The 25,557-nt window shown below is 69.3% G+C and carries 19 protein-coding genes; 13 read left to right on the forward strand and 6 right to left on the reverse strand.

The genetic code is table 11. The annotated features are described in order from the left end of the window. Window positions 1-301 precede the first annotated feature (301 nt). Genes BLW78_RS06520 through BLW78_RS06535 form a run of 4 tightly spaced genes read left to right on the forward strand, consistent with a single transcriptional unit; the run spans window position 302 to window position 7,182 of the window. Window positions 302-3,568, forward strand: a complete 3,267-nt coding sequence (locus BLW78_RS06520) for an efflux RND transporter permease subunit (protein WP_091677762.1) — start codon at window positions 302-304, stop codon at window positions 3,566-3,568. After that, window positions 3,568-4,953 carry an efflux RND transporter periplasmic adaptor subunit gene (locus tag BLW78_RS06525; RefSeq protein ID WP_091677764.1) on the forward strand — a complete coding sequence of 462 codons (1,386 nt, stop codon included), beginning with the start codon at window positions 3,568-3,570 and terminating at the stop codon, window positions 4,951-4,953. Before BLW78_RS06520 ends, BLW78_RS06525 begins: the two co-directional genes overlap by 1 nt. 5 nt (window positions 4,954-4,958) lie before the next feature. Next, window positions 4,959-5,810, forward strand: a complete 852-nt coding sequence (locus BLW78_RS06530) for a response regulator transcription factor (protein WP_348272434.1) — start codon at window positions 4,959-4,961, stop codon at window positions 5,808-5,810. After that, entirely contained in the window at window positions 5,797-7,182 is a 1,386-nt protein-coding gene (locus BLW78_RS06535; RefSeq protein ID WP_091677769.1) for a sensor histidine kinase, read from the forward strand. Before BLW78_RS06530 ends, BLW78_RS06535 begins: the two co-directional genes overlap by 14 nt. A gap of 78 nt (window positions 7,183-7,260) precedes the next feature. Here BLW78_RS06535 and BLW78_RS06540 read toward each other — a convergent pair whose 3' ends face one another. Beyond that, window positions 7,261-7,554 (reverse strand): hypothetical protein, encoded by a 294-nt coding sequence (locus BLW78_RS06540; protein WP_091677772.1) that lies wholly within the window; start codon window positions 7,552-7,554, stop codon window positions 7,261-7,263. Window positions 7,555-8,116: 562 nt separating this feature from the next. Then, on the reverse strand, window positions 8,117-9,718 hold the full coding sequence (locus BLW78_RS06545; protein ID WP_091677775.1) for a porin: 1,602 nt from the start codon (window positions 9,716-9,718) through the stop codon (window positions 8,117-8,119). 749 nt (window positions 9,719-10,467) lie between these two features. On the opposite strand from BLW78_RS06545, the gene BLW78_RS06550 reads away from it, so the two are divergent. From BLW78_RS06550 to BLW78_RS06565, 4 genes are all read left to right on the forward strand, one after another. Continuing rightward, the gene (locus BLW78_RS06550; RefSeq protein ID WP_091677778.1) at window positions 10,468-12,240 is read left to right on the forward strand and encodes an ethylbenzene dehydrogenase-related protein; all 1,773 of its coding nucleotides are present in this window, start codon (window positions 10,468-10,470) and stop codon (window positions 12,238-12,240) included. A 14-nt stretch (window positions 12,241-12,254) separates the two neighbouring features. Beyond that, window positions 12,255-13,292 (forward strand): 2Fe-2S iron-sulfur cluster-binding protein, encoded by a 1,038-nt coding sequence (locus BLW78_RS06555; RefSeq protein ID WP_091677781.1) that lies wholly within the window; start codon window positions 12,255-12,257, stop codon window positions 13,290-13,292. Between the two features lie 75 nt (window positions 13,293-13,367). Next, window positions 13,368-14,177, forward strand: coding sequence for a PstS family phosphate ABC transporter substrate-binding protein (locus tag BLW78_RS06560; protein ID WP_091677783.1), 810 nt, complete (start codon window positions 13,368-13,370; stop codon window positions 14,175-14,177). Beyond that, a complete protein-coding gene (locus BLW78_RS06565) occupies window positions 14,174-17,035 on the forward strand; it encodes a putative bifunctional diguanylate cyclase/phosphodiesterase (protein WP_091677786.1) in 2,862 nt (953 codons plus the stop codon). The genes BLW78_RS06560 and BLW78_RS06565 overlap by 4 nt, the downstream gene beginning before the upstream one ends. 43 nt (window positions 17,036-17,078) lie before the next feature. Here the strand turns inward: BLW78_RS06565 and BLW78_RS06570 are convergent, their stop codons facing one another. From BLW78_RS06570 to BLW78_RS06585, 4 genes are all read right to left on the reverse strand, one after another. Continuing rightward, window positions 17,079-17,561 carry a DUF1203 domain-containing protein gene (locus BLW78_RS06570; protein ID WP_091677789.1) on the reverse strand — a complete coding sequence of 161 codons (483 nt, stop codon included), beginning with the start codon at window positions 17,559-17,561 and terminating at the stop codon, window positions 17,079-17,081. 97 nt (window positions 17,562-17,658) lie between these two features. Next, complete coding sequence (locus BLW78_RS06575) at window positions 17,659-18,714, reverse strand: adenylate/guanylate cyclase domain-containing protein (protein WP_091677790.1); 1,056 nt, start codon at window positions 18,712-18,714, stop codon at window positions 17,659-17,661. Window positions 18,715-18,747: 33 nt separating this feature from the next. Beyond that, window positions 18,748-19,107: a response regulator gene (locus BLW78_RS06580; protein ID WP_026604690.1), complete on the reverse strand. Its 360-nt coding sequence runs from the start codon at window positions 19,105-19,107 to the stop codon at window positions 18,748-18,750. 49 nt (window positions 19,108-19,156) lie between these two features. Next, the gene (locus BLW78_RS06585) at window positions 19,157-22,084 is read right to left on the reverse strand and encodes a response regulator (RefSeq protein WP_091677793.1); all 2,928 of its coding nucleotides are present in this window, start codon (window positions 22,082-22,084) and stop codon (window positions 19,157-19,159) included. A 302-nt stretch (window positions 22,085-22,386) separates the two neighbouring features. Between BLW78_RS06585 and BLW78_RS06590 the strand changes: the two genes are divergently transcribed. The 5 genes from BLW78_RS06590 (at window position 22,387) to BLW78_RS06610 (ending at window position 25,543) form a co-directional block, all read left to right on the forward strand. Next, on the forward strand, window positions 22,387-22,596 hold the full coding sequence (locus BLW78_RS06590; RefSeq protein ID WP_020091585.1) for a hypothetical protein: 210 nt from the start codon (window positions 22,387-22,389) through the stop codon (window positions 22,594-22,596). 299 nt (window positions 22,597-22,895) lie between these two features. Further along, entirely contained in the window at window positions 22,896-23,036 is a 141-nt protein-coding gene (locus tag BLW78_RS31300; protein ID WP_020091584.1) for a hypothetical protein, read from the forward strand. 482 nt (window positions 23,037-23,518) lie between these two features. Then, window positions 23,519-23,608 (forward strand): K(+)-transporting ATPase subunit F, encoded by a 90-nt coding sequence (locus BLW78_RS06600; protein ID WP_020091582.1) that lies wholly within the window; start codon window positions 23,519-23,521, stop codon window positions 23,606-23,608. 23 nt (window positions 23,609-23,631) lie between these two features. Further along, the gene (gene kdpA, locus BLW78_RS06605; protein ID WP_091677798.1) at window positions 23,632-25,347 is read left to right on the forward strand and encodes a potassium-transporting ATPase subunit KdpA; all 1,716 of its coding nucleotides are present in this window, start codon (window positions 23,632-23,634) and stop codon (window positions 25,345-25,347) included. 1 nt (window position 25,348) lies between these two features. Further along, a complete protein-coding gene (locus tag BLW78_RS06610) occupies window positions 25,349-25,543 on the forward strand; it encodes a hypothetical protein (RefSeq protein ID WP_091677801.1) in 195 nt (64 codons plus the stop codon). The last annotated feature ends 14 nt before the right edge of the window (window positions 25,544-25,557 follow it).

Genomic DNA, 25,557 nt, shown 5'->3' on the forward strand with positions numbered 1-25,557 from the left:
TTTGAGAAATTTTCTTTAAAATTCGATGCGCGCCCGTCCGGCCGCGGCCTGGGACGGAGACAGTGCAAGCATCGGATTCGTGACGCACTTTAGAGATCCGCTGCCGCTTTAAGTTTCTTAAACGCGCTTTATTTTGTCGTGCCGAATTCATTCGAAGAGTGTGTTTGCCAGGACTATAACTTCGGCGTGCCGGGCATTCGCCCTGCCTTCTCTTCGCACACGAGGCTTGATCGGCTCCCAGTTCACGCGGGCACCCCGCGGGAATGGGAGCCGGGTCACGGCGGGACACCCGACTGATCACATGGAACTCGTCCGGTTCGCTCTGAAGTTTCGCAAGAGCTTCTATGTTCTTGCCGTCCTCATGTTCCTCGCGGGGCTCGGCTCGATCACCGTCGCGCCGAAGGACGTGCTGCCCGCCGTCGATATCCCGGTGGTGGTGGTGGTGTGGACCTATAACGGTCTCGACGCGACCGACATGGTCCAGCGCATCACGAACTACAGCGAGTTCTCGCTGTCGAGCAACGTGAACAACATCCGCCGGATCGAGTCGACGTCGATCCAGGGCACGGTGACCGAGCGGATCTACTTCGATTCCGCGGTCAGCATCGATCTGGCGATGACCCAGGTCGACTCGGCGATGAACGCGATCCGCTCGCGCATGCCGCCGGGCGTGCAGCCCCCCGTCATCATGCGCTTCTCCGCCTCGTCGGTGCCCGTCATTCAGATGGCGCTGTCGTCCTCGAAACTGCCGCTCACCAAGGTCTTCGACTACGCGCAGTACCGGACCCGCCGCCGGCTCGCCGAGGTGCCGGGCTCGACCCTGCCCTCCCCCTACGGCGGCGCGCCCCGTCAGGTCATGGTCGATCTCGACCCCGGCAAGCTGCGCGCGATCGGCATGACGCCGCTCGATGTCCTGAACGCCGTCCTCAAGCAGAACCTCGTCGTGCCCTCGGGCCTCGCGAAGATCGGGACGCAGCAATACACGGTGCGGCTCAACTCGAGCCCGCAGCTGGTCGATCAGCTCAACCGCATTCCCATCAAGGTCGAGAACAACCAGCCGGTCCTGCTGCGCGACGTCGCCCATGTCCGGGACGGCTCGCCCCCGCAGATCAACATCGTCCGCGCCGACGGCCACCACTCCGTCCTGTTGCAGGTCCTCAAGAATGGCGCGGCCTCGACCCTGGACGTCGTGAACGCCGTCAAGGCCGCGCTGCCGGACATCCACGCGGCCGCGCCGAAGGGCATGACCATCACGCCGCTGTTCGATCAGTCGGTCTTCGTCTCGGACGCCATCTCCGACGTGGTGCGCGAGGCGGTGATCGCGGCGGGGCTCACCGGTCTCGCCATCCTGCTGTTCCTCGGCTCCTGGCGCTCGACCATCGTGGTGCTGGTGTCCATCCCGCTCTGCATCCTGACCTCCCTGTCGATCCTGGTTGCTCTGGGCCAGACCATCAACGTGATGACCCTGGGCGGCCTCGCCCTGGCCGTCGGCATCCTCGTGGACGACGCGACGGTCGCGATCGAGAACACCTACCGGATGTTCGAGGAGGGCTTCTCCTTCCGGCGCTCGGTGGTCGAGGGCGTGGCCGGCATCGCCAAGCCGGCCCTGATCTCCACGCTGGCGATCTGCTCGGCCTTCTCGGCGGTCTTCTTCCTCACGGACGCGCCCCGCTACCTCTTCGTCCCGCAGGCCGAGGCGGTGGTCTTCGCGATGCTGACCTCCTACCTCCTGTCGCGGACGCTGGTGGCGATCCTCATCGACGTCCTGGTCGCCCCGGAATACGCCCGGCATCACGGCCCGGCCGCCGAGGTCGATGGGGCGTCACCACCCCGCCGCCGCTCCGTCCTCGGCCGGATTCTCCGTGCGCCGACACGGCCCCTCGCCTGGCTGCTTCAATATCCGCTGCGCGGCGCCCTCGCCTTCCGCAACGCGTTCGAGCGCGGGTTCGCGCGCTTCCACGCGGGCTATGTCGGTCTCCTGTCCGCGGTGCTCGGCCACCCGGCCCGCGCGCTGTCCGGCGCGCTCGCCGTCTTCGCGGTGACGGCCGCGATCTTCCCCTTCGTCGGTCAGGACTACTTCCCGCAGATCGAATCCAGCCAGATGACCCTGCATATCCGCACGCGTCCGGGCGAGCGGATCGAGCAGGCGGAGAAGACCTTCGCGCAGGTCGAGGACGTCGTGCGGCAGGTCGTCCCGAAGGACGAGCTCGGGCTCATCCTGGACAATATCGGCCTCCCCGCCTCGAACTACAACTTCGCCTTCATGGATGCGTCGTTCGTCGCCTACAATGACGGGCAGATGCTCATCAACCTGAAAGGTGAGCATAAGCCGATCTCCTTCTACGAGAAGCGGCTGCGCCAGGTCCTGCACCAGGCCTTCCCCGACGACACCTTCTACTTCCAGCCGTCCGACATCATCACGCAGATCCTGAATTTCGGGACCGTCGCGCAGATCGACGTGCAGGTCTCCGGGCGGCACGATGCCGAGGACCTCGCCGTGGCGCAGGACCTCGTCCGCCGCATCGCGGCGGTCCGCGGCGCCGTCGACGTCCACCTGCACCAGATCGTCGACGCCCCGCAGATGTACGTGAACGTCGACCGCAGGCTGGCCTCCGAGATGGGCGTCAGCGAGCAGTCCATCGCGCAGAACCTGAACGTCTCGCTCTCCGGCTCCTTCCAGGTCAGCCCGAACTTCTGGGCCGATCCCAAGTCCGGCATGCCGTACCAGCTCTGGGTCCAGACGCCGGAGTGGCGCAACGCCGACATCACGCAGCTGATGAACACGCCGGTCTCGGTGCACACGGACGCGGGTGACAGGCCCGGCATCCCGATCCTGCTGTCGAACATCGCCACGATGCAGCGGCAGCCTGAGCAGACCGTGATCAACCACGTCAACCAGCAGCCGACCTTCGACATCCTCGCCAACGTCCAGAACGCGGATCTCGGCAGCGTCCGAAACGCCGTGGATCGGATCGTCGCCGAGGAGCAGGTCAAGCTCCCGGCCCCGGACAAGATCCTCGTCCGCGGCCAGATCGAGAGCATGGAGAGCGCCTTCTCGCGCATCGAGCTCGGGCTCGGGATCGCGCTGGTGGCGGTCTACCTGCTGCTCGTCCTGAACTACCAGACGTGGGTCGACCCCTTCGTGGTCATCGCCGCCCTGCCGCTGGCCTTCTGCGGCATCGTGATGAGCCTGTTCATCACCAGCACGGCGTTCTCGATCCCCGCCCTGTTCGGCGCGATCATGTCGGTCGGCGTGGCGAGCGCGAACTCGATCCTGCTCGTCACCTTCGCCAAGGAGCACCGCGAGGCCACCGGCTGCTCTGCCCGCGAGGCCGCCCTGATGGCCGGCCATACCCGCCTCCGGCCGGTGCTCATGACCGCCTCCGCGATGTTCCTGGGCCTGATCCCGATGGCGATCGGGTCCGGCGAAGGCGCCGAGCAGAACGCCGCCCTCGCCCGCGCGGTGATGGGCGGGATCGGGATGGGCACCGTCTCGACCCTGCTCTTCGTCCCCCTTCTCTACACCCTGCTCCGCCGCAACCCGATCAAGCCCCTCGAGGATTATTGATGACCCGTTTCAACGACGCCCCCGGGAGCGGCGCCGAGGCAGCCGCGCGGGCGCACCAGCACGCGGTCGAGATCGACCCGCTGCGGCAGGACGGGGCCGGCGAGGCCCTCGTCCACGCGGTGCCGCCGCCGCCGCGCAAGCGCCCGTTCCTCGTGGCGTTCCTCGCGCTCGGCAGCGCCCTCGGGCTCGGTGCCTGGCACCATTGGGAGACCTACCAGGCCTCCCTGGTGACGCAGGCCGAGGCCGTGAACTTCGTGCCCGAGGTCCGCACCGGGCCGGCGCAGGTGGATGACGGGCCCATGACGCTGACCCTGCCGGGCCAGACCGAGGCCTTCGACCATGCCGACATCTTCGCCCGCGCCACCGGCTACATCGCCGAGCGCCGGGTCGACATCGGGTCGCGGGTCAAGAAGGGCGACCTGCTGGTCCGGATCGCCGCGCCCGACCTCGACCAGCAGGCCCGGCAGGCCGAGGCCCAGCTCGGCCAATTCAAGGCGCAGCTCGCCGTCGCGCAGGCGGATGTGGAGCAGGCCAAGGCCAGCGTGACGCTCGCGAACGTGACCGACGCCCGCACCGCGACGCTGGCCGGACAAGGCTGGGCCTCGAAGCAGAACGCCGACCAGACCCGCGCGGGGATGCTGACCGCCACCGCGACCCTCGCCGCCGCGCAGGCGAAGGTGAAGGTCGCGGAAGCCAACATCACCGCCCAGCAGGCGACCGTCGAACGGCTCCGGACGCTGACCACCTTCGAGAACGTCGTCGCGCCGTTCGACGGCATCGTGACCGCCCGCAAGGTCGATGTCGGCGACCTCGTTCACGGCGATGCCGGCTCCGGGACGCCGCTCTTCACGGTCGACAGCACCGATGTCCTGCGCGTTGCGGTGCAGGTGCCGCAATCGGCCGCCGTGGGTATCCGCGACGGGGTGAAGGCGCGGGTCCAGGTCGCGCAGATCGCGGACCGGACCTTCGACGGCACGGTCTCGCGCAGCTCGGTGGCTCTCCAATCCTCGGTGCGGACGCTGGACACGGAGGTCGACGTCGCCAATCCGGACGGACTCCTGCGGCCCGGCCTCTACGTCGCCGTCACTTTCGCGGTGCCGCGCACGCATCCGCGGGTGATCGTGCCGTCCGAGGCCCTCATCTTCGACGCGGAGGGGACGCGCGTGGCCGTGGTCGGGGCGGACGACACCGTCCGGCTCCGGCCGATCACGATCGCGCGCGATCTCGGCACGCGCCTCGAGCTGCGCAGCGGCCTCGACAGCGGCGAGACCGTCGTCCTCAACCCGCCCGCCGGCCTTCAGGACGGCAGCCGCGTCGTCCCCCGCGGCTCCGTCGCCTCCCAGGTCCCGACAGCCAAGCTCTCCGAGCAGGCGAGCGCGGAGTGAGGCGCATGGTCCAGATCCCTCGCTCCCTTGTAAGCTTCGCCGGCGGGATGACGCAGGTCGGCCGCCGCGACCGAACCGCATTTGACTCCGGCTCCGAAGAGGATAATTCCACCTCTCCCTCCGAGCCGCAGGAGACCAGACAGGGCCGGCGAATACAAAATAAGAAGGAAAAACGAATGGCCAGCGTATTGGTAGTCGAGGACGACCGGCGGGTCGCCGCGGAGATCGGTTCAGCCCTCGCGGAATACGGATTTCAGGTCGACGAAGCCCCCAGTGGCAGCATCGGACTACGCAAGGCCCTGGACGGTAACTTTGACGTGATCGTGCTCGACCGGATGCTCCCGGAGATCGACGGCCTGTCGCTGCTGACCGAGCTGCGCGCCGCGAAGGTCTCGACGCCGGTCCTGATCCTCAGCGCCCTGTCGGCCGTCAACGAGCGCGTCGACGGGCTGCGCGCCGGCGGCGACGACTACTTGGCCAAGCCGTTCGAGTTCATCGAGCTCACCGCCCGCGTCGACGCGCTGGCGCGGCGCAAGATGGCGGCCGAGGCGGTGAACGAGCTCGTCGTCGGCGACCTGCGCCTCGACCTGATCGAGCGCGTTCTCCAATGCGGGAACCGGGAAATTGAGCTCCTGCCCAAGGAATTCGCGATCATCGAGTTCCTGATGCAGAACGCCGGCACGCTGGTGAGCCGGAAGATGATCTTCGAATCCGTCTGGGGCTACAGCTTCAATCACCAGTCCAGCGTCATCGACGTCCACATCGGCAAGATCCGCAAGAAGCTCGATCCCGACGGGCTGAACCCGCGGATCCACACGGTGCGCAACACGGGCTTCATCCTCCGTGCGCCTTCTTGAGGTCCGGCGCACCAGCGGCTTCCGGGTCGCGTGCCTGTTCTTCGCGACCTTCGGGACCGCCTCGCTGGCACTCTCGGGCTTCCTCTACGTCGACACGCGCAGCTACGGCCGCAAGGCCGCGTTCGAGTGGGTCGAGTGGGAATCGAAGCACCTCCTGAACCTGTCGCCGCGCGCGCTGCGCGAGCGGATCGACGCGTCCGAGGATTTCGCCGAGGGCGGCCGCCCGCTCGTCCTGTTCGGGCCCGACCACGTGCGCCGGGCCGGCGCGCCGATCGCCTTCCCCGACAGGGCGCCGATCGGGAAGCCGTTCATCCTGGCACAGCCGCTGGATCACCGCAGCCGCACGCTCTTCAGCCAGCTCACCGAGCTTCCGAGCGGCGAGTACGTGCTGGTCAGCCGCTCGGCCCAGGATCTCCAGTCCCTCGAGAAGGCGCTGGTCGAGACCTTTGTCTGGGGCATGGCCGCCACCATCGTGATCGGCCTGATCGGCGCCGTCGTGTTCGGCGCCGGCTCGCTGCGGCAGAACGATGCGATCACCAAGGCGGTCGAGCGCATCATGCGCGGCGACCTGAGCGAGCGCCTGCCGACGCGCGGCGTCTCGGCCGACCTCGCTCACCTCACGCGCGTCGTGAACGACATGCTCGACCAGCTCGAGCGGCTGATGCTGGAGATCAAGGGCGTCAACGAGAACATCGCCCACGACCTGCGCACCCCGCTGACCCGGGTGGTCGGCACGCTGGAGCGGTCGCTGCGCAAGGCCGACAGCGTCGCGGCCTTCCGCGCCTTCAACGAGGACGTCCTCGCCGAGGTCAAGAGCATCGTCGTCCGGTTCTCGGCCCTGCTGCGCATCTCCGAGATGGAGGACCGCCTGCGCCGATCGGGCTTCACCCAGGTCGATCTCGGCCGGCTGCTCGAGGATGCGGTGGAGTACTACGAGCCCCTGGCGATCGAGCGCGACATCCGACTTCTCTGGGAGCGGCCTGACGGCCCGTGCGCGATCGAGGGCGACCGCAGCCTGATCTTCGAGGCGGTGAGCAACCTGATCGACAACGCCCTGAAGTTCACGCCGGCCGGCGGGCAGGTGACGGTCGCGCTGCTCCGGAATCCGACGGGGATCCAGGTCACCGATACGGGCTGCGGCATCCCCGCAGAGGAGCTGAGCGCCGTGCGCGCCCGGTACCGCCGCGGTGCGCTGAAGACCGACAAGAGCGGCTTCGGGATCGGCCTGAGCCTCGTCGATTCCATCGCGCGGCTGCACAGCGCCACCTTCGACATCGCCTCCGACGGGAGCGGCTGCCGCGTGACCCTCAGCTGGACCCACAGCGTCGCGGGGCACCCGTCGATCGACCTCCTGCCGGCCGCATCCCTCTGACGCCGTCGTCACGCCGTCGCGCCCGGCCGGTCCCGCATCGCGGGGCGTGCCGGGCGCGGGGCCGTACCGGGTGGGCGCTCAGTAGGACGGCTGGCCGCGGCGGCGCTCGCGGCTGTTGAGATGGCTCCACTGGCGATTGGCCGGGACGGTCTCGACCGCGCTGGGCCGCTGGATCGCGGCGCTGTAGCCGGTCGCCCCCTCCCACATGCCGCCCGCCTTGTCGTTGCCCTCGGAGGCGGACCACGCGTCGAGGCCGCTGCCGTTGGTCCGGACGATGAGGCTGGGATCGATGGTCGCGCCACCGTCCTGAGCGAGAGCAGGTCCCGCGATCAGCATCGCGCCCATCGAGCAGGCGAGGACGATGTTCTTCATGATGATCTCCCGTTACACAAGCTGTCGCTCGCCGGCGACGTGGTAGTAAGATGCTGCAATACCCATTTAAACTCTATATTTTATTGCGGAATAATTCTTTCGCTCTTTGGACGGGCTTCAATCTTGAAACGATTTTTGAATTTCTCGTGGAGGATGGCCTCAGTTCGGCCACATCCCGGTCACCGGGATCAGGGCTTGTGTCGCCCAGGCCTGACGGACAATCCTGCCCGGCTTGCGCCGGCAGCGAGCACGAAAAAGCCGACCGGTTGCCCGGTCGGCGAAGTCGTATGGGTCTGAAGCTCTGGGTCAGACCGGCCCTGCCCTGGTACCCGGGCCAGCCGCTCTGAAACCATAGCATCCGCTCGGTCGGCGGCGAAGCAAGCCGCTGAAGAGCTGACTCTCTTGTAGATGATTTTGCGACGATCGCAAGCAAAAGATCTTTTATTTGTTGAATATGGCCCAATTTACGAGATAACTTACTTGGCGTTCCAAATAGAGAAGCCCGGCCTTGCGGCCGGGCTCGAGACTGGACGTTGCGCCCGCGAAGGCGCGTCGGATAGGTTCAGAAATCCCGCTGCACGCGGAACCGGAATTGGGCCGCATCCTGCGAATTGACGTAGCGCAGCGCGTTCTTCGAGATGTCCGGCGTGACGCCGCTGTTGAGCGCCGTGCGGATGTACTCGCCCTCAACGCCGATATCGAGATCCTTCACGGGGGTCCAGATCAGGCTGGCGCCGGTGATCATCTGGTTGTTGCCCCGCAGGATGGGACTCGTGGCGAAGGCCAGGGCATTCGACGCACTGGCGCCGGCCGGGGCGAAGCCGAAGCCGAGGAGGCCCAGAGCGTTGCGCCCCTTGGAGCTGTAGTCGATCTGCGCGTAGCTGCCGAAGAAGGCCGAGCGCCAGGCGGGCGACCAGTAATGGAGCAGGGAGGCGACAGCGGAGAACGAGGTCGACAGTTCGAGGCGGCCGGTCGCGGGATTGAGCACCGCGTCGGCGTAGTATTGCGCGAACGAGCCGCCGCCGACCGGCGCCGCGCCGAGGGCGTCGTACGGCGCGGTGTAGTTGGAGATGCCCGTATAGGCGATGGCACCCTGCCCGTAGGCGCCTTGGAGGTAGAGCGTGTCGCCCGTCGCGATGAACGGCAGGTTGACCTTCAGGCCGCCCTGGACCGCCCAGCCGTAGGCGTTCGAGGCGCGTCCCGTCGGCGAGATGCCGAGGCCGGTCGTGGCGGTGGTGATGCCCGCGACCGTGCTGCCGGCGTCGCCGGCATTGATCTCGTGGACGGCGGCCGAGAGCTGCGCCGAGCCCCAGGCCTGGTCGATGCGGGCCGCGCCGACGAAGTCCGGCATGCGGCTCTTCTGGGTGACGTCGACGAAGGCGACATTGCCGGGACCGACGACGATCGGCGCCAGCCAGGTCGAGGGGGTGAACGGGTTGAAGGCGTTGCTGTAGCCCGCGAAGCCGCCACCGGCCGTGAAGGCCCCGACGGCCGAGCCGGTGCCGAAGATCGGGAAGCGCCGGTAGGTCGGATCTTCCATCGAGGCGGTCAGCGTGATGCCGTTCCCGAGGATCGCCGAGTAGGCGAGCAGGTTCGTGCTGAACGTATCCGAGCCGGCCGTGCCGCCGATCAGCTCGAAGTCGTGCGCGTAGAAGTCGAAGAAGGAGGACGCGCGGCCCGCGGTGAGCCCGGCGAACTGAATGAAGGCCTTATCGGCGTTGACGTAGGTCTGCGTGCGGCCGAAGGCGTCGGCGCCGAGGCCCGCGATGGCCAAGCTCTCGCGCTGCCGGGATCCCGAGGTCAGGAACGGGCCGCTGCGGTTGGCGACATCGATGCGCAGGAAGGCGCGCAGGGTTCCGTAATCGGTCTGGGTCCGCGAATCGAGGTTCAGACGCATCAGGCCGAGATAGCCGGTGAGGTCGCCGCCGCCGCCCGTGCGAACCTTGCTGGTCTGATACAGGAAGTCATACCGCGCCCGTCCGGACAGACGAATGCAGGTATCGGTCCCGGGGATGTAGAAGAAGCCGGCGCCGTAGGCGTTGCAAACGCGTACGAACTCGACCGGCGCAGCCTTTAACGTCGGGAGATCGGCAGCGTACGCACCGCCGATCGGGATCATCAGGGCCGAGGAGCCCAGTAACAGCGCCTTGATTCTGGTCATCATATCCCCGCATCCGACGCCGTGGTCGTGCCACTGTCAGCGTCAACCCAATGATCCGCGTTCACGCACGTGTACGGGTTCCGACACGGTGCGACGTCGCAGTAATTTTTTGAGAATTGGCCGCTTTATCGCTCGGCAGCTGGACCGTATCCGTCAAGATTTGATTTTACAAATAAATTGCGATTGCGTTTTTCAACCGAAATTGACTTCCTGAACTTTGTTTTTGTATCTGAATTGATCACGGAAATGGGAGTGCGCGGGCGAGGCGAGCTGCGGATCGCGGCCGCGTCGGCTCAGCGAGGCTGGTTGATGGCGCGGTCCATCGCGTGGACTCCGCCGACCGAGACCTTGAGTTCTGCGACGTGGATGTCGCTAGCAGCGATGAAGAGGCATCTGCCGCCCTATCAGGCCTGCTCCCCGAGATCCGGCGACAGATCCCGTGGCGGCGCTATGAGACCCTGTCTGCGCGCAATCCTGACTGAGCGCTCTGTCGTGACAGGTGGCTGAGGTGCCGCTCTGAGGCCGTACCCTGTCGGCCGCGACCGCCGCCCATCGACGCGCGACCTGTAACGGTTTGCGCCGCGGCGGGCCGGAGCGGCCTTCCCGACTGACCGACCTAGCCGAGACCGCCGTTAAGCATATCGATCAAGAGTTATAGATTGCAAAGCTCGGCTATATCCCGCGGCCGGCATCATGATTTACAAAGTTCTAACGTAGCGCGTCCAATTTGCGGCGACGGTGCGGAGGATCGAATGTCGGAACCGCTGACCCTCGCGCCGCATCAGCCCGGCGGAGCCGAGACCGCCCCCGGGTGGCGCAGTACAGCCGCCGCGCAGGTCGACCGGCATCCCCGCTCCGATGTCGGGACCATCGTGATCCACTGGGTGGTCGCCATCGCCATGGTGGCGAGCCTGCTCACGGGCCTGCGCATCTCGGCCGACGCACCCGTGGCGCGGACCGCGAAGTTCCTGGCGCCCCTGCTTCCGCAAGGTGAAGTCTGGACCGTCCACTTCGTGGCCGGCCTGACCCTGTTCTTCGGAATCACCGCCTATCTGGTCTACCTCGTGCGCGGGCGTCTCACGGATCGCAACGGCCTGTCGCGGCTCCGCGCCCTCCGTGTCAGCGGGCGAAGCAAGGCCGCCCGGAAGGCACGGTGGGGCGGCATCAACGTCGCGCTGCACTGGCTGATCTACGCCGTCACGCTCGTCCTGACGGGTACCGGGGTCGCGCTCTACCTCGGCTATGGCGGCTGGGTGGTCTGGCTGCACGCCACCTGCGCGCTGGTCGCCCTGGTCTACATCGCGGTCCATACCCTCGCGCACTTCATGTACGGCGGCCTGTGGCAGCTCCTTCGGTTGTTCCGTCCGGCGGCCCTGGCGGACGGTGCGGCGCGGCGGCGGCGACCGCTCCTGGCCGCCGCCATCATCGGCCTCCCCGTCGTCGGCGGCCTCGCCTTCGCGGATGTGAGAGGCCGCTCCACGCTGGTGATCGACAAGGTGTCGGCCGGGCCCGACCTGTCGAAGCTCCTCGAAGACCCGGTCTGGCGCACCGCGCGCCCGGTCTCGGTCCGGACGATGCAGGGGGCCAATTTCGGCGGGACCGGTGAGACCACCGTCGAGATCCGCGCCGTGCGCGACGCGACGAACGTGTATTTCGCCTTCCGCTGGTGGGACCCGTCGCGCTCGCTCAAGCGCGTCCCGATGATCAAGAAGGCGGACGGCTGGCACCTCCTCGACGCGGACGCGGCGCGCGCGGACGTGACCGCCTACTACGAGGACAAGCTGGCGGTGATCTTCTCGCGATCCGACGCGTTCGGCAGCGGCGGGTCGACCCATCTCGGCGCCCGGCCGCTGCCCGACGCCCCCGCCCCGCTCAACGGCCGCGGCTACCACTACACCACCGACGGCAGCTACATCGACATGTGGCAGTGGAAGGCGGCCCGCGGCGGCATGCTCGGCGTCGTCGAGGACATGCATATCGGTCCGCCCACCGACCCCACCGCCGCCGAGCGGGCCGTGAAGGGCCGCTACCAGGCCGGCTACTGGGGCGATCCCGGCACCAGCGCGTACCGCTACAACTTCAAGTTCGAGGGTCCGGGCGGCTACGCGGGGGCGGTCGAGCCGCTGCGGCTTCCCAAGGACTGGCAGGCGACGGTGGCCAGGCTCGGCACCGTGAATCTGGACTTCGATGCCAGCACGTCGCCGGGCTCGGCGTGGTGGATGGTCGAGAAGACCGAGACGGTGCCGTACTCGGCGGCCGCCGACGCGGAGATCCCGGTCGGCACCGTGATGCCGGGCGTGCTCATGACCGACAGCTATACAGGGGACCGCGCCGGGATCTCGGCGGCCGCCGACTGGGCCGACGACCACTGGACCCTCGTCGCCGCGCGCAAGATCGCGACCGGCAGCAAGTACGACGTCGATTTCCTGCCGGGAAACACCTTCTACCTGTATGTCTCGGCCTTCGATCACACGCAGACGCGGCACACGCGGCACATGCGGCCGGTCGAAGTCCTTCTGCGCTGAGCCGGGAGCGCGCCGTGGCCGAACGCGTCACCCTCGTCATCAACGGAAGGCGGGTCAGCGCCAGCGCCGGCCAGACCCTGCTCGACGCGGGTCTGGCGGCCGGCCAGGCGATCCCGCACGACTGCGCCACCGGGCAGTGCGACACCTGCCGCGTCCGGATCCATGCGGGCGCGGTCGACGATGCGGGGACGCGCATCGGCGAGACCGTGCAGGCCTGCCGGGCCCGCCTGACCACCGACGCGGTCATCGAATTCGACGAGGTTCCGGAAGCCGTCCGGCGGGCCGGCACCGTGGACCGCGTCGTCGATCTCACCGCCGAGATCGTCGAGGTGACGGTCGCGCTGCGCAAGCGGCTGACCTACCTGCCCGGCCAGTATGTCCGGGTCTCCTTCGCCGGGCTGCCCGCGCGGGACTACAGCCCGACCCTGCGCGCGGACGGATCGGGCGAACTGAACGAATTGATCTTCCAGATCCGCCGCCAGCCCGACGGCGCGGTCTCGCCGCTGCTCGGCGGCAGGATCGGACCGGGAACCGCCGTGAAGGTCGAGGGCCCGTTCGGGACCGCCTTCCACCGGCTCGGGCGCGGCCGTCTCGTGATCGTCTCATCGGGCGTAGGCTGGGCGCCCGCCTGGGCAGTCGCCCGCGCGAGCCGGATGCGTGAGCCGGAGCGCGACCTGCTCGTCGTGGCCGGCGCGCGGCACCCGCAGAATCTCTACATGCGCCCGGCGCTCGACTGGCTGCGCGCGCGGGGGGCGACGACGGTCCTGACCTGCAGCGGCGGCAACCCGCCTCCGGATGCCCGGCCCGGGCGGCCGACGCTCCACATGCCGATGCTCACGCGCGACGACACCGTTCTCGCGGCGGGCGCCCCCGAGATGGTCGCGGCTGTCCAGTTCCTCGCCGCGGCGACCGGGGCGACCTGCTACGCCGATCCCTTCTACGCGGCCGCGCGTGGCGCGGACGGGAAACCGCCGTCCGACACTAACTTCCTGCAGCGCTTCCTCCAGCGCGTCGCGGGTCATCGGACCGCTAAAACGGAGCCTGTCGCCTAGCAGATCGTCAACCACACCTTCGGTGTACGGTATCCGGTGACCTCGGGTTAAGCACTCGAGGCGCATTCTCGGGTTATGGCACTGTTATTCACGTCTCTTCGGCGCATCATCGCGGGTGGAATCATCCTCCTGGCCCTGCCGGCCGCCGCGCGCGCGGACGACCTCGCGGTCGTCGGCACGGGCGACGGGATCGAGATGCTCCAGGCCGTGGCGGCCGCCTACAATGCCGAGAGCGGCGACGTGCGCGTGTCGGTGCCGCCGAGCATCGGTTCCGGCGGCGCCGTCGCGGCCGTGGGCGGCGAGCGCCAGAGGCTCGGGCGGGTCGCGCGCCCGCTGACCGAGGCCGAGAAGGCCCAGGGACTCGTGGAGGTGCCGCTCGCCCGCATCCCCTCGGCGATCTTCGTCCATCAGGGCGTCGGCGTCACCAACCTGACCAGCGCGCAGACTGCCGCGATCTTCGCCGGCACGGTCGACAATTGGAGCGCCCTCGGCGGCCCCGATCTGAAGATCCGCGTCGTCCGGCGCGAGGACACGGACAGCACGCTCACGGTCCTGCGGGCCACCATGCCGGGCTGGCGCGACCTCGTCCTGACCAGCCGCTCGAAGACCGCGACCACGACCCAGGACGCGATCGCCACGGTGCGGGAGACGCCCGGCGCGATCGGCTTCGGACCGTACTCGCCGGCGCTCGCGGGCGATCTCGCGGTCCTGACGATCGACGGCCGGGCCCCGCGCGATCCGGCCTATCCGAGCGCCGTGACCCTCGCGCTGATCTACAAGGCCGCCACGCGCGACGCCGCGGCGTCGGCGTTCCTCGCCTTCGCGACCTCCGACCGCGCGGGACAGGTCATGGCGGAGCGGGGCGGCGCCCCGCTCAGGCCGTGACCGGCACCGTCTTCTCGCGTTCCCTGCGCGCGCGCCTCGTCGGCGCCACGCTCTCGACGGCCGCGATCGCGCTGGCGGCCCTGGTTTTCCTGGTGGTTCTGCGCTCCGGCCAGACGCTCCGCGAGCAGGCGCAGGAGGTCTCGACCTGGTCCGAGGCCCAGCTCTCCGACCGCCTGCTCAGCGACGCCAAGCTCGCCGCGGCGCGGCTCCAGATGCAGCGCGAGGACGTCGAGCGGCGCTTCGCCACCATGTCCAAGCGCTGGGACGTCGCGAAGGCGGTCTTCTCCGGCAACACGGTGGCGGCCTCGGAGCTTCTGCGGCCGGCTCTCGCCCTCGCCGATCTCGACGGCGCCATCGCCTTCGACCTCAATCTCCGCGCCCTGACCGCCGACCGCGTCGAGGCGGACCTCCTCGCCGCCAACGCGGCGTTCCGGACGTCGCCCGTCGCGGCGTCCCTGCGGGCCGTGCTCGCCCGCAACGATCGGGAGCACGCGGACGGGTTCGTGCTGTCGCTGCGCTGGGACGACGCGCTCGCGCGGGCGCTCGCCGCCACCGAGAGCGGCACGGTCGCCGACATCTTCGGCGAGCCGCTGTTCGACGATTTCGGCGAGGTGATTGGCGGCCTCGTCGGGTACCGGGTCCTGCGCGCGCACGAGCCGACCCTGACGGCCTTCGCGTCCCTGAGCAACCGCGACGTCCTGATCCTCGCCGACCAGAACCTCCTCTCCTCGGCGGGATCGGAGGTCTCCAACGCCCAGCTCGGACCCGCGTCGGGCGCTGAGCTGCACGCCGTGCTCGGCGCCGAGAAGGTCGCGCGCTGCATCCCGCAGCCGCCCGACATACGCCTCTGCGTTGCGGCGCCGCTGCGGGAGTTGCAGCAACTCACCGGCAAGGTCGTGGGCATCGGCGAGGAGAGCTCGCGCGCGCTGCTGCGGACGCTCAGCGTCGTCGCCGGTCTCACGCTGTGCCTCGTCGCCGTCGTCATGCTCTTCCTGTCGAGCCGGATCACCCGTCCCCTGGTGCGCATCACCCAGACCGTCTCCGAGGTCGCGCGCGGCAACTGGCACGTCAGCGTGCCCGATATCGACCGTGCCGACGAGGTCGGCGATATCGCGCGGGCCGTCGTCGTGCTCGAGCATTCCCTCTCGGAGCGCGATCAGCTGCGCGACGACGTGTTCCGGCAGAACACGGTCCTGACGGAGCGCGAGCGGCAGCTGCAGGAGCAGAACGAGCGCTTCGACGCCGCCCTGAACAACATGTCCCAGGGCCTGTGCATGTTCGGCGTCCACGGCCGGCTCAAGGTCTACAATTCCCAGTTCTGCCGGATCTACGGGATCGCTCCGGGCGTGCTGGATCTCGACCCGACACAGGATGAGGTTCACCGGCTCGCTGGTCTCACGGACTGGTCGGCCGCGGAGAGCGGGCCGATCCGCCGGACCCTCACCCGGACGCTCGCCGACGGCCGCTGCATCGAGATCACGGTCGAGCCGATGGCCGATGGCGGCTGGGTGGAGACCCACGAGGACGTCACCGCGAGCGTCACCGCGCAGGCGCGGATCGCGCATCTCGCGACCCACGACGCGCTGACCGGCCTCTCGAATCGAGCGCTCCTAGCCGACCGTCTGGCCGCCGCCTTCGCGGACCATGCGGTCGGCGGCCGGGCGGTGACCGTCATCTGTCTCGACCTCGACGACTTCAAGGGCATCAACGACACCCTCGGACATCCGGCCGGCGACGAGCTCCTCCGACAGGTCGGCCGCCGCCTCACCGGACTGTGCCCGTCCGGCGGCACGGTGGCGCGCCTCGGCGGCGACGAGTTCGCGATGGTCCTCTTCGAGGCAGACCTGCCGGACGGCGTCCTCGCCCTGGCGGAGCAGATCCTGATCCAGCTCAGGCGGCCATTCTTCCTCGCCGGCCAGTTCGTGTCCGTCGACGGGAGTCTCGGTATCGCCGTCTCCGGCACGGAGGATGCCGACGGCGACGATCTCCTGCGCCGCGCCGACGTCGCCCTCTACGCCGCGAAGGCCGACGGCGGTCGGCGCGTCCGCGTCTTCGAGCAGGAGATGGAGGAGCGTCAGAACCAGCGGCGCTGGCTGGAACGCGAGCTGCGGCTGGCGATCGGCACCGCGCAGATCGAGCTGCACTATCAGCCGCTGTTCGACCTGGCGACGAACGCGGTGACGAGCTTCGAAGCCCTCGCGCGGTGGCACCACCCGGAACGCGGGATGATCTCGCCCGGCGAGTTCATCCCGGTCGCCGAGGCGACGGGGCTGATCGACGCCCTCGGCGCCTACGTGCTCGAACGGGCCTGCACCGATGCCATGACGTGGCCCGGCTCCCTGCGGGTCGCCGTCAACATCTCGCCGATCCAGTTCCGCGAGGGCAATCTCGACCGGTTCGTCGAGGAGGTCCTGCTGAAGACCGAGCTGCCGAGCCACCGCCTCGAGCTGGAGATCACCGAGTCGGTCATTCTGAGCCAGGATCAGGCGAGCTTCGAGATGCTCAGCCGCCTGCGCTCCCTAGGCGTGCGGTTCTCGATGGACGATTTCGGGACCGGCTACTCGTCCCTCTCCTCCCTGAACACCTTCCGATTCGACAAGATCAAGCTGGACCAGTCCTTCGTCCGGAACCTCCTGGAGAAGGACGAGGCGGCGGCGATCGTCCACGTCGTCGCCGAACTCGGCCGCAGCCTGAAGATCACGACGACGGCCGAGGGCGTCGAGACCCCGGAGCAACTGGCCCGGTTGCGGGCGAGCGGGTTCTCGGAGGTCCAGGGCTACCTGCTGAGCAGGCCGATCCCGGCCGCCGGCGTGGCGGCCTTCATCAACGCGCAGGAGCATATCCACGTCGCGGCCTGAGCGGGCCGCGCAAGGGCCCGTTGGGCGGCTCGGCGGCTCGCGCTCAGTCGGCGACGCGCTCCACGCGGGACAGGAGGCACCCGGGCCGCGCCGTGTGGATGTTGACGAAGCGGGTGCGCGGATCGTCGAGGGCGCGGCGGAGCGGAATCTCGGCCTCGCTCCCGGGACATACCTGCCCGAGATCGTAGAGGCAGAGATGGTCCGCGTCGTAGGCACGGACCGAGATCAGCGTGTTCGCGCGGACGATCGGCGCGAGGCCGTCGACCGCCTCGGCGCGCTTGCACTGGTCCGCGTGCAGGAAGATCGGACTGGGTGTCCAGTAGATCCCGCGCGGCTCGGGCAGATCGTAGGATCCGAGCAGCATGGTCTCGCCGGGCCGGCCGAGCCGCAGGCAGTGTCGGCAGGGAAAGCCGCCATCCGCCGTCGCGACGACCCGACGGACCGGGTTGTCCCGGTCGTCAAGGCCGGTGGTACGGAAGCGATCGGCGGTCTCCGTCGGGATCGGAACGCAGCGATAACGGGTCATGGTGCACCTCCGGGACGGGCCCTAAGCTCCGTCCCGGCGCGCCGCATCCCGCTTCTTGCTGCGCAATCCGGAACGCTCCGCGGCCGCCGCGGGCGTCTCAGGCCGGGGTCGCGTCGCCGGCCGCGAGGGCGTGGCAGTACACGTCGACCGCGCCCTTGCCCTTCAGCGTCACCGGGCCGATCGGCCGGACGTCGCGCGGGTCAGGCAGGCGCGCGAAGGCCTCGCGCGACAGGTGCAGCGCGCACCCGTCGCCGAGGCCCGCGAGCCGGGCGGCGACGTTCACGGTGTCGCCCCACAGGTCGAAGGTGAACTTCGTCCGGCCGACGATGCCGCCGACGACCGGCCCGATGTGGATGCCGCCGCGGATCCGCCAGCCCGGCTCGCCATCGGCCGCGATAGCCACCATGTCGGCGGCGCAGCCGATGGCGGCGGAGACCGGGTCGTCGTGCGGCCGCAGCAGGTTGGCCGTGGCCATGAAGGCGTCGCCGATCGTCTTGATGTTCTCCAGGCCGCGCGCCTGCGCGACCACCTCGAAAGCCTCCGCGAGGCGCTGGATCTCAGCGACGACGACGTCCGGGCTCTGATCGTGGCACCACGTGGTGAAGCCGACGAGGTCGATGAACAGGACGGCGACGTCGCCGAACAGCCGCGGCTTGACCTGCCCGGTCTCCATCAGCTCCGCCACCGCCGAGACCGGCAGGATGGCGTGCAGGAGCTCGTCGGCGCGCTTGCGCTCGCGCTCGATGGTCCGCAGATGCGCGACCTCGCGGTCGTGCGCCCGCTTCCGCTCCAGGCAGGACCGGATGCGCGCCTCCAGGATCACGGGCTCGAAGGGCTTCGGCAGGTAGTCGAAGGCGCCGAGCTCGATGCACCGGACGATGCTGCCGATCTCCATGAGGGCGGAGATCATCACGACGGGCGTGTGGCGCCAGGCCTCGTGGGCCTTCATCCGCTCGAGCACGGCGTAGCCGTCCAGGGCCGGCATCATCACGTCGAGGAGCACGAGGTCGAACGGCTCCTCGCTCAGCCGATCGAGGGCCGCCCGCCCGTTCGCCGCCCGCACGCTGGCGTGGCCGAGGAGCTCCAGCTCCTGCTCCAGCAGGTCGAGGTTGAAGGGCTCATCGTCGACGATGAGGATGCGGGCTGGCTCCACGGGTCCTCCCTTCCTGGCGTGAGACGGCCGCGCTCAGCCGAGCCAGTGCTGCAGCTTGGCGAAGAGCAGGTCCTCGTCGACGGGTTTGGTCATGAAGTCGTCGCAGCCGGCGGCCCGCGCGCGGTCCTCGTCGCCGGTCATCGCGTTGGCGGTGATCGCCATCACCGGGATGGCGGCGGTCGTCGCGTCGGCCTTGATGCGGCGCGTCGCTTCCCAGCCGTCGACGAGCGGCAGCGACAGGTCCATGAGGATGAGATCCGGCCGGTGCGCGATCGCCATGTCCACGCCGGCGGCCCCGTCGACGGCGATCAGGATCTCGTACTCGTCCTCGAGCAACTGGGTCAGCAGATCGCGGTTGAGCGCGACGTCCTCGACGATGAGAATCCGCTTCATGGGCCGGTCCCGGGCGTCGCGGGCCGCCACGAACGGGTCGTGTCCGACCTCATCGGTCACCGTCGGCGGTCTCAGTCTCCAGGACCGGCAGCACGCGGCGGACCTCCCGGACCAGGGCGGCGCGATCGAGTCCGCCCTTGTCGATCAGTCCGAGCACGCGCTCGCGGAGCATGCCGCGCTCGGCGGAGTCGAGGGACGCGGCGGTCAGGACCACGACGGGGATCGACCGGGCGGCGGGATCCGCCTGCAGGGCATCCAGAAAGGCGAGGCCGTCCATCCGCGGCATGAGCAGATCGAGGAGGATGACGCTCGGGCGGGCCTGCGCGATGCGCTCCAGTCCGGCCGCCCCGTCGGCCACCCAGTCGACGGTGCAGTGCTCCGAGTCGAGGAGCTGGCGCACGAGGTCGGGCACGTTGGGATCGTCGTCGATCACGAGGACGCGCTCGTTGTCGGGGGCGATCCGCGCGAGGGCGCCGATCAGGGCCTCCCGCTCGAACGGCTTCACGATGTAGTCGGTGGCGCCGAGCCGGAAGCCGAGCTCCTTCTGGTCGACGATGGAGATCAAGACGACCGGGATGTCCCGGGTCAGCGGATCGGTCTTCAGCGCGTGCAGCACCTGCCAGCCGTCGGTGCCGGGCATCATGATGTCGAGGGTGATGGCCCGCGGCTGCAGCTCCCGGGCCTTGACCAGCCCTTCCTGGCCGCTCGCCGCCCCGACGACCGTGTAGCCGGCATCGGCGAGGTTCTCCTTCAGCAGGTAGACGACGTTGGGATCGTCGTCGATCGCGAGCACGACCTTGGCGCCCGAGCGCGGCGCGGTGACGGCGGCGGGTGCCGATTTCGGGGGCGGCGGCACCTCGGCGCCGCCGGCGATCCGCGGCGGGATGGTGAGCGTGAAGGTCGATCCCTCGCCCTCGCGGCTCTCGACGCCGATCCGGCCGCCGAGCAGGCGCGCCAGCCGGTGGCTGATCGCGAGCCCGAGCCCGGTGCCGCTGTGGGACCGGGTCGCGCTGTTGTCGACCTGATGGAACTCCTCGAAGATCGCGCTCAGGGCGCCCGCCGGGATGCCGATGCCGGTATCCATCACGGCGAACTCGATGCCCTCATCGGCCGAGCGGACGCGGAGCGTGACCGATCCGGCCTCGGTGAACTTGATGGCGTTGCTGAGCAGGTTGATCAGGATCTGCCGCAGCTTCTCCTCGTCCGTGCGCAGCATCGGGGGCGGGTCCCGGACCTCCCGGACGAGGCGCACGCCCTCGTTCTTGACGAGGGGCTCGACGGTGCGGAGGCACAGGTCGAGGACCGGCTCCAGGGCGAAGTCCGAGGGCTTGACCTCCATGCGCCCCGCCTCGACCTTGGCGAGGTCGAGGATGCTGTTGATCAGCGAGAGCAGGTGCTCGGAACTCGCCAGGATCTTCTCGAGATTCTCGAACTGCTTGACCGGCAGGACATCCTTCGCCCGCCGCATCACCAGCCGGGTGAAGCCGATGATCGCGTTGAGCGGGGTCCGCAATTCGTGGCTCATGTTGGCGAGAAAGCTGCTCTTGGCGCGGCTCGCCTCCTCGGCCGCCTCCTTCGCCTGACGCAGGCTCTCCTCGGCCTGCTTGCGCTCGATCACGCGGCCGAGCTGCGCGCCGATATTGCTCATGACCCGGAGCAGCGAGGCGTCCGGCGGGGACGCGTCACGGGCGAAGAATTCCAGCACCGCGACGACGTCGCGCCCGACAGTCACCGGAAAGGCGAACCCCGCCCGGATGCCGTGCTCGACCGCCGCCGGCGCGCGCGGGTCCGCGGCCAGAGTCGGGTCCCCGACGCTCCATTCCGGCGCGCCCGAGACCAGAACGCGGCCGGCCAGGCCCGATCCGGCAGCCAGCGACGTGGCGGCCGTGGCAGCCTGGAATCGCGCGACATCCGCGCCGGGGTCGCAGTGCCAGATGCCGGTCGGGAGCAGCGTCCGCGTTCCGTCCCGGGCCAGGATATGGGCGTGACCGACGGGCCAGCCGGCGTGCTGCGCGACGCGCTCGAGGCAGAAGCGCAGGGCGTCCTCGACCGTCGGGGCCTCGTTGGCGGCCGCGGCGGCGGCCTGGAGCAGCTCGACGAAGGCGGTCTGCTTCTGCAGCGCCAGCTCGGCCTCCTTGCGCTCGGTGATGTCGCTCCAGGACTCGACCACCTCGACGGGCTGGCCCGTCGCGTCCCGCAGGAGGCGCTGCTCGTCCCGGACCCAGCGATAGGTGCCGTTCGCGTGCAGGAACCGGTACTCGATGACGTTGTGCCCGTCCGCGAGCAGGTGCGGGAACTCGGCGAGCACCCGGTCCCGGTCGTCCGGGTGAAGCCGCTCCAGCCAGAATTCCGGGCCCGCCAGGTAATCGCCGGGCTCGTAGCCGAGGAGATCGCGCACATTCTCGCTGATGAAGGTCGGCGCGTTGCGCCCCCCGACCTCGAAGCTGCAGATCATCGACGGGGACGCGGTGAGCAGGTAGGTCAGCCGCCCCTGCGTCGCCTGGAGCACCTGCTCGGCGCGCTTGATCTCGGTCACGTCGGTGTAGACCGCGACGACGCCGCCGTCGTTGGTCTTGCGCTCGTTGACCTGGACCCAGCGGCCGTCGACGCGCTGCTGGAGAAGCGGACCGCGCGGCGCGCGGTAATGGGCGATGCGCTCGGCGACCCAGGCCTCGACGCTCATCCCGTCCGGCCGTACGACGCAGGTCTCCGCGACGGCGTTGGCGATGGCCTCGAAGGTCACGCCGGGCACGATGATGGCCGACAGGCCGGGATGGAAATCCTGGAAGTGCCCGTTGCACAGGACGAGGCGATCGTCCGGGTCGAACAGCGCGAAGCCCTCCGAGCTGCTCTCGATCGCCTCGACGAGCTTCTGCTTGGCGACCCCGGCCTCGTCGAGAGGCCCGGCGCTCCGGCTAGGGCCGGCGTCGGCGGCCCGACCTGTCTCGCTGGGTGATCCGGCCGGCGCGTGGGACATACCTCGAACCACTCCGACACCGACGCGCCAGGGGTGACGCCTTGCCCTGCCAAACCTGATCTGCGCGATGCCCGCGGGCGCGCAATTCATTATTCGGCACCGTCGCATGGTCTATTTTGCGGATCAAGCTGTACGGGAATCGCTGTCCCGCCCCAGTCACGGGCTCGCCGTTCGTCGCCCGGTTCGTCGCCCGTCTGCCGGCTTCTCGCTTCCAATCCCGTCCGGAACGCATCGGTGCCATGTCTCGGCGCGGCGTGGCGGCACGCCGAGAAGGTGTATCTTCCGTGAAAACGGAGGAAACGATGGCTTACAAGATCACTTTTCGCCGCGGAAAACGCGAGAGCTTCACCAAGCTGTGGCCGTGCGACCTCGAGGCGGCGACGGCCTACGCGCTCGCGCAGCTCCCCCTGCAGCAGCGCGAGAACGGGGCGACCTCTGTCACCGTGGTCTGCGAGCGGACCGGCGAGGTCGTGTTCAACTCGACCGAGCAGCCCGAGGCCGCGACGGTCTAGGGCATCGCCCGGCCGCGGACCGGACGCTCCCGGAGGGGCCGCGTCGTGCCACCAGATCCCCTCCGTGCGCCCGAGCCCGTCCCGGCCTCGGTGGGCCGCGCCGAACCGGGATCCGGCGCCCACGACTCACCGCCCCGCGTCCTGCACGCGTTCGATCCGCGCTTTCTCGGGCTGACGGGCGCGCCGGCCCCCCATCCTGATGACATCCCTATGCCGGACGCCCCGCACGCGTCTTGGTCCCTCACGGCCGATGCGGACGTGGTCGCGCCATCGGGCATCAGCCCGGATGGAGCCTCCGCATGCCGATCGTCCGTTACATCCTCGCCGAGTGCAGGGCCGACCGCGTCTTCGCGCTGATGGTCGTCGCGCTCGGCGGGTGGTCCGCCGTGTCCCTCGCGCTGCTCGCGCTGAACGTCTTCGAACCCCTGCGGGTCCAGTGAGCGCCGGAGTCGCGCCGCCCTGTCGCGGCGACGCGGCGTCGCCGCCCGGCACGGCACCCCCGGGGTTATCCATCCAGCCGCTGGCGGGCCGCTGCCGCGTCTGCGGCCTCGCCTACGGCGGCATCCTCGGCCGCGAGGCGGGGGTGATCCGGCTCGATCGCGCCCGGTGGCGCCGTCTCTGCCCGGGCGCGGCGTGGCTGACCGTGCCGGCCGCCTGCGCGGGTCTCCGGGCCAGCTTCGGCAGGGGCGCCGGATCCTAACGCGGCCCTTATAAACTCCCGCCCGGTCCTCGCTCGAACCCTAACGCGGTTCCCGGCGACACTGCCGGTCGGCCAAGGCCGGCCGCGGAGCCTCCGCGGCCGGTCCGCCGAACCGGACCAGACCACCATGCTCGACATCGTCTTCCTCGCAGGGGGCCTCGCCTTCTTCGCCGCGGCGGCCGGCTACGCGGCCGCCTGCGACCGGCTCTGAGAGAGGCCGCCATGACCCTCGATCTCGCCCTCGGCGCCTGCGTGACCGCCGGCCTCCTCGTCTACCTCACCTACGCCCTCGTCCGCCCCGAGCGGTTCTGAGCGGCCCTGACGGATCTCCCCCCATGACCCTCAACGGCTGGATCCAGATCGCGCTGTACGGCGCGATCGTTCTGGCGCTCGTGAAGCCCCTCGGGTCGTACATGACCCGCGTCTTCACCGGAGAGCGCACCCTCCTCTCGCCCGTGCTCGGACCGATCGAGCGCGGGCTCTACCGCGTGTCCGGCATCGATGACCGCCAGGAGCAGCACTGGCTGGCCTATACGGGCGCGGTCATCCTGTTCCACGTGCTGGGCTTCGCGGTGCTCTACGCGATCCTGCGCCTGCAGGCGGTACTGCCGCTGAATCCGGCCGATCAGAGCGCGGTGGCGCCGGATCTCGCGTTCAACACGTCGACCAGCTTCATCACCAACACCAACTGGCAGTCCTACGGCGGCGAGACCACGCTGTCGTACCTGTCCCAGATGCTGGGCCTGACGCACCAGAACTTCCTGTCGGCGGCGACCGGCATCGCGGTCGCGGTGGCGCTGATCCGCGGGTTCGCCCGCGCCTCCAGCGGCACGATCGGCTCGTTCTGGGTCGATGTGACCCGCGCGACCCTCTACGTGCTGCTGCCGATCTGCATCCCCTACACACTGTTCCTGGTCTGGCAGGGCATGCCGCAGACGCTCAGCGCCTACGCGGACGCCACGACACTCGAGGGCGCCAAGCAGACCATCGCGCTGGGCCCGGTCGCGAGCCAGGTGGCGATCAAGATGCTCGGCACCAACGGCGGCGGCTTCTTCAACGCCAACGCCGCGCACCCCTTCGAGAACCCCACCGCCCTGTCGAACTTCGTCCAGATGGTCTCGATCTTCGCGATCGGCGCCGCGCTGACCAACGTCTTCGGCCGCATGGTCAGTGACGAGCGTCAGGGCTGGGCGATCCTCGGCGCCATGGGAATCCTGTTCCTGGCCGGCGTCGCCGTCACCTACTGGGCCGAGGCCAACGGCAGCTCGGTGCTCAGCAGCTTCGGGCTCACCGGCGGCAACATGGAGGGCAAGGAGGTCCGCTTCGGGATCAGCGCCTCGGCGCTGTTCGCGGTGATCACCACGGCGGCCTCCTGCGGCGCGGTGAACGCGATGCACGACTCGTTCACGGCGCTCGGCGGCCTGATCCCGCTGCTCAACATGCAGCTCGGCGAGGTCATCATCGGCGGCGTCGGCGCCGGCCTCTACGGCATGCTGATCTTCGTCATCGTGGCGATCTTCGTGGCGGGCCTGATGGTCGGCCGCACCCCCGAATACCTCGGCAAGAAGATCGAGGCGAAGGAGGTGAAGATGGCCATGCTCGGCATCCTCTGCCTGCCGCTGATGATGCTGGGCTTCACCGCCCTGGCGACGGTGGTGCCGGCGGGCCTCGCCGGCCCGGCCAATGCCGGTCCGCACGGCTTCTCGGAGATCCTCTACGCCTACACGTCGGCGGCGGCTAACAACGGCTCGGCCTTCGGCGGGCTCACGGCCAACACGCTGTTCTACAACAGCACGCTCGCCGTCGGCATGCTGGTCGGCCGGTTCTTCGTGAAGATCCCGGTGCTCGCCATCGCGGGCTCGCTCGCGGCCAAGAAAACGGTCCCGGCCTCCGCGGGCACGTTCCCCACCCACGGTGGCCTGTTCGTCGGGCTGCTGGTCGGCGTCGTGCTGATCATGGGCGGCCTGACCTTCTTCCCGTCGCTCGCGCTCGGCCCGATCGTGGAGCACTTCGCGGGCGCGGCCGGCCAGACCTTCGCGACGGGGGGCTGAGATGCCGCGCGCTTTCCCCGCCCGGCGCGTCCCGCGCCACCACCTCGCGCTGCACCGCTCTCCACTGCGGCACGACCGCGGCGGCGCTCAGCCCCTGCGGACCTCCGACCTCATCCTGGCGCTCCTCGGCGTCGTGATGCTCGGCGGCTTCGCCCTGCTGGCCGCCTACGCGCTCACCCTCGGCGCCGGGGGCTGAGCCTCCGCAACCGT

Source organism: Methylobacterium sp. 275MFSha3.1, assembly GCF_900108435.1.
Lineage (GTDB): Bacteria > Pseudomonadota > Alphaproteobacteria > Rhizobiales > Beijerinckiaceae > Methylobacterium.

Coding starts and splice junctions, on each gene's coding strand:
- BLW78_RS06520 (WP_091677762.1), top strand. CDS start 302: ATGGAACTCGTCCGGTTCGCTCTGAAGTTTCGCAAGAGCTTCTATGTT.
- BLW78_RS06525 (WP_091677764.1), top strand. CDS start 3,568: ATGACCCGTTTCAACGACGCCCCCGGGAGCGGCGCCGAGGCAGCCGCG.
- BLW78_RS06530 (WP_348272434.1), top strand. CDS start 4,959: ATGGTCCAGATCCCTCGCTCCCTTGTAAGCTTCGCCGGCGGGATGACG.
- BLW78_RS06540 (WP_091677772.1), bottom strand. CDS start 7,554: ATGAAGAACATCGTCCTCGCCTGCTCGATGGGCGCGATGCTGATCGCG.
- BLW78_RS06545 (WP_091677775.1), bottom strand. CDS start 9,718: ATGATGACCAGAATCAAGGCGCTGTTACTGGGCTCCTCGGCCCTGATG.
- BLW78_RS06550 (WP_091677778.1), top strand. CDS start 10,468: ATGTCGGAACCGCTGACCCTCGCGCCGCATCAGCCCGGCGGAGCCGAG.
- BLW78_RS06560 (WP_091677783.1), top strand. CDS start 13,368: ATGGCACTGTTATTCACGTCTCTTCGGCGCATCATCGCGGGTGGAATC.
- BLW78_RS06570 (WP_091677789.1), bottom strand. CDS start 17,561: ATGACCCGTTATCGCTGCGTTCCGATCCCGACGGAGACCGCCGATCGC.
- BLW78_RS06580 (WP_026604690.1), bottom strand. CDS start 19,107: ATGAAGCGGATTCTCATCGTCGAGGACGTCGCGCTCAACCGCGATCTG.
- BLW78_RS06585 (WP_091677793.1), bottom strand. CDS start 22,084: ATGTCCCACGCGCCGGCCGGATCACCCAGCGAGACAGGTCGGGCCGCC.
- BLW78_RS06590 (WP_020091585.1), top strand. CDS start 22,387: ATGGCTTACAAGATCACTTTTCGCCGCGGAAAACGCGAGAGCTTCACC.
- BLW78_RS31300 (WP_020091584.1), top strand. CDS start 22,896: ATGCCGATCGTCCGTTACATCCTCGCCGAGTGCAGGGCCGACCGCGTC.
- BLW78_RS06600 (WP_020091582.1), top strand. CDS start 23,519: ATGACCCTCGATCTCGCCCTCGGCGCCTGCGTGACCGCCGGCCTCCTC.
- kdpA (WP_091677798.1), top strand. CDS start 23,632: ATGACCCTCAACGGCTGGATCCAGATCGCGCTGTACGGCGCGATCGTT.
- BLW78_RS06610 (WP_091677801.1), top strand. CDS start 25,349: ATGCCGCGCGCTTTCCCCGCCCGGCGCGTCCCGCGCCACCACCTCGCG.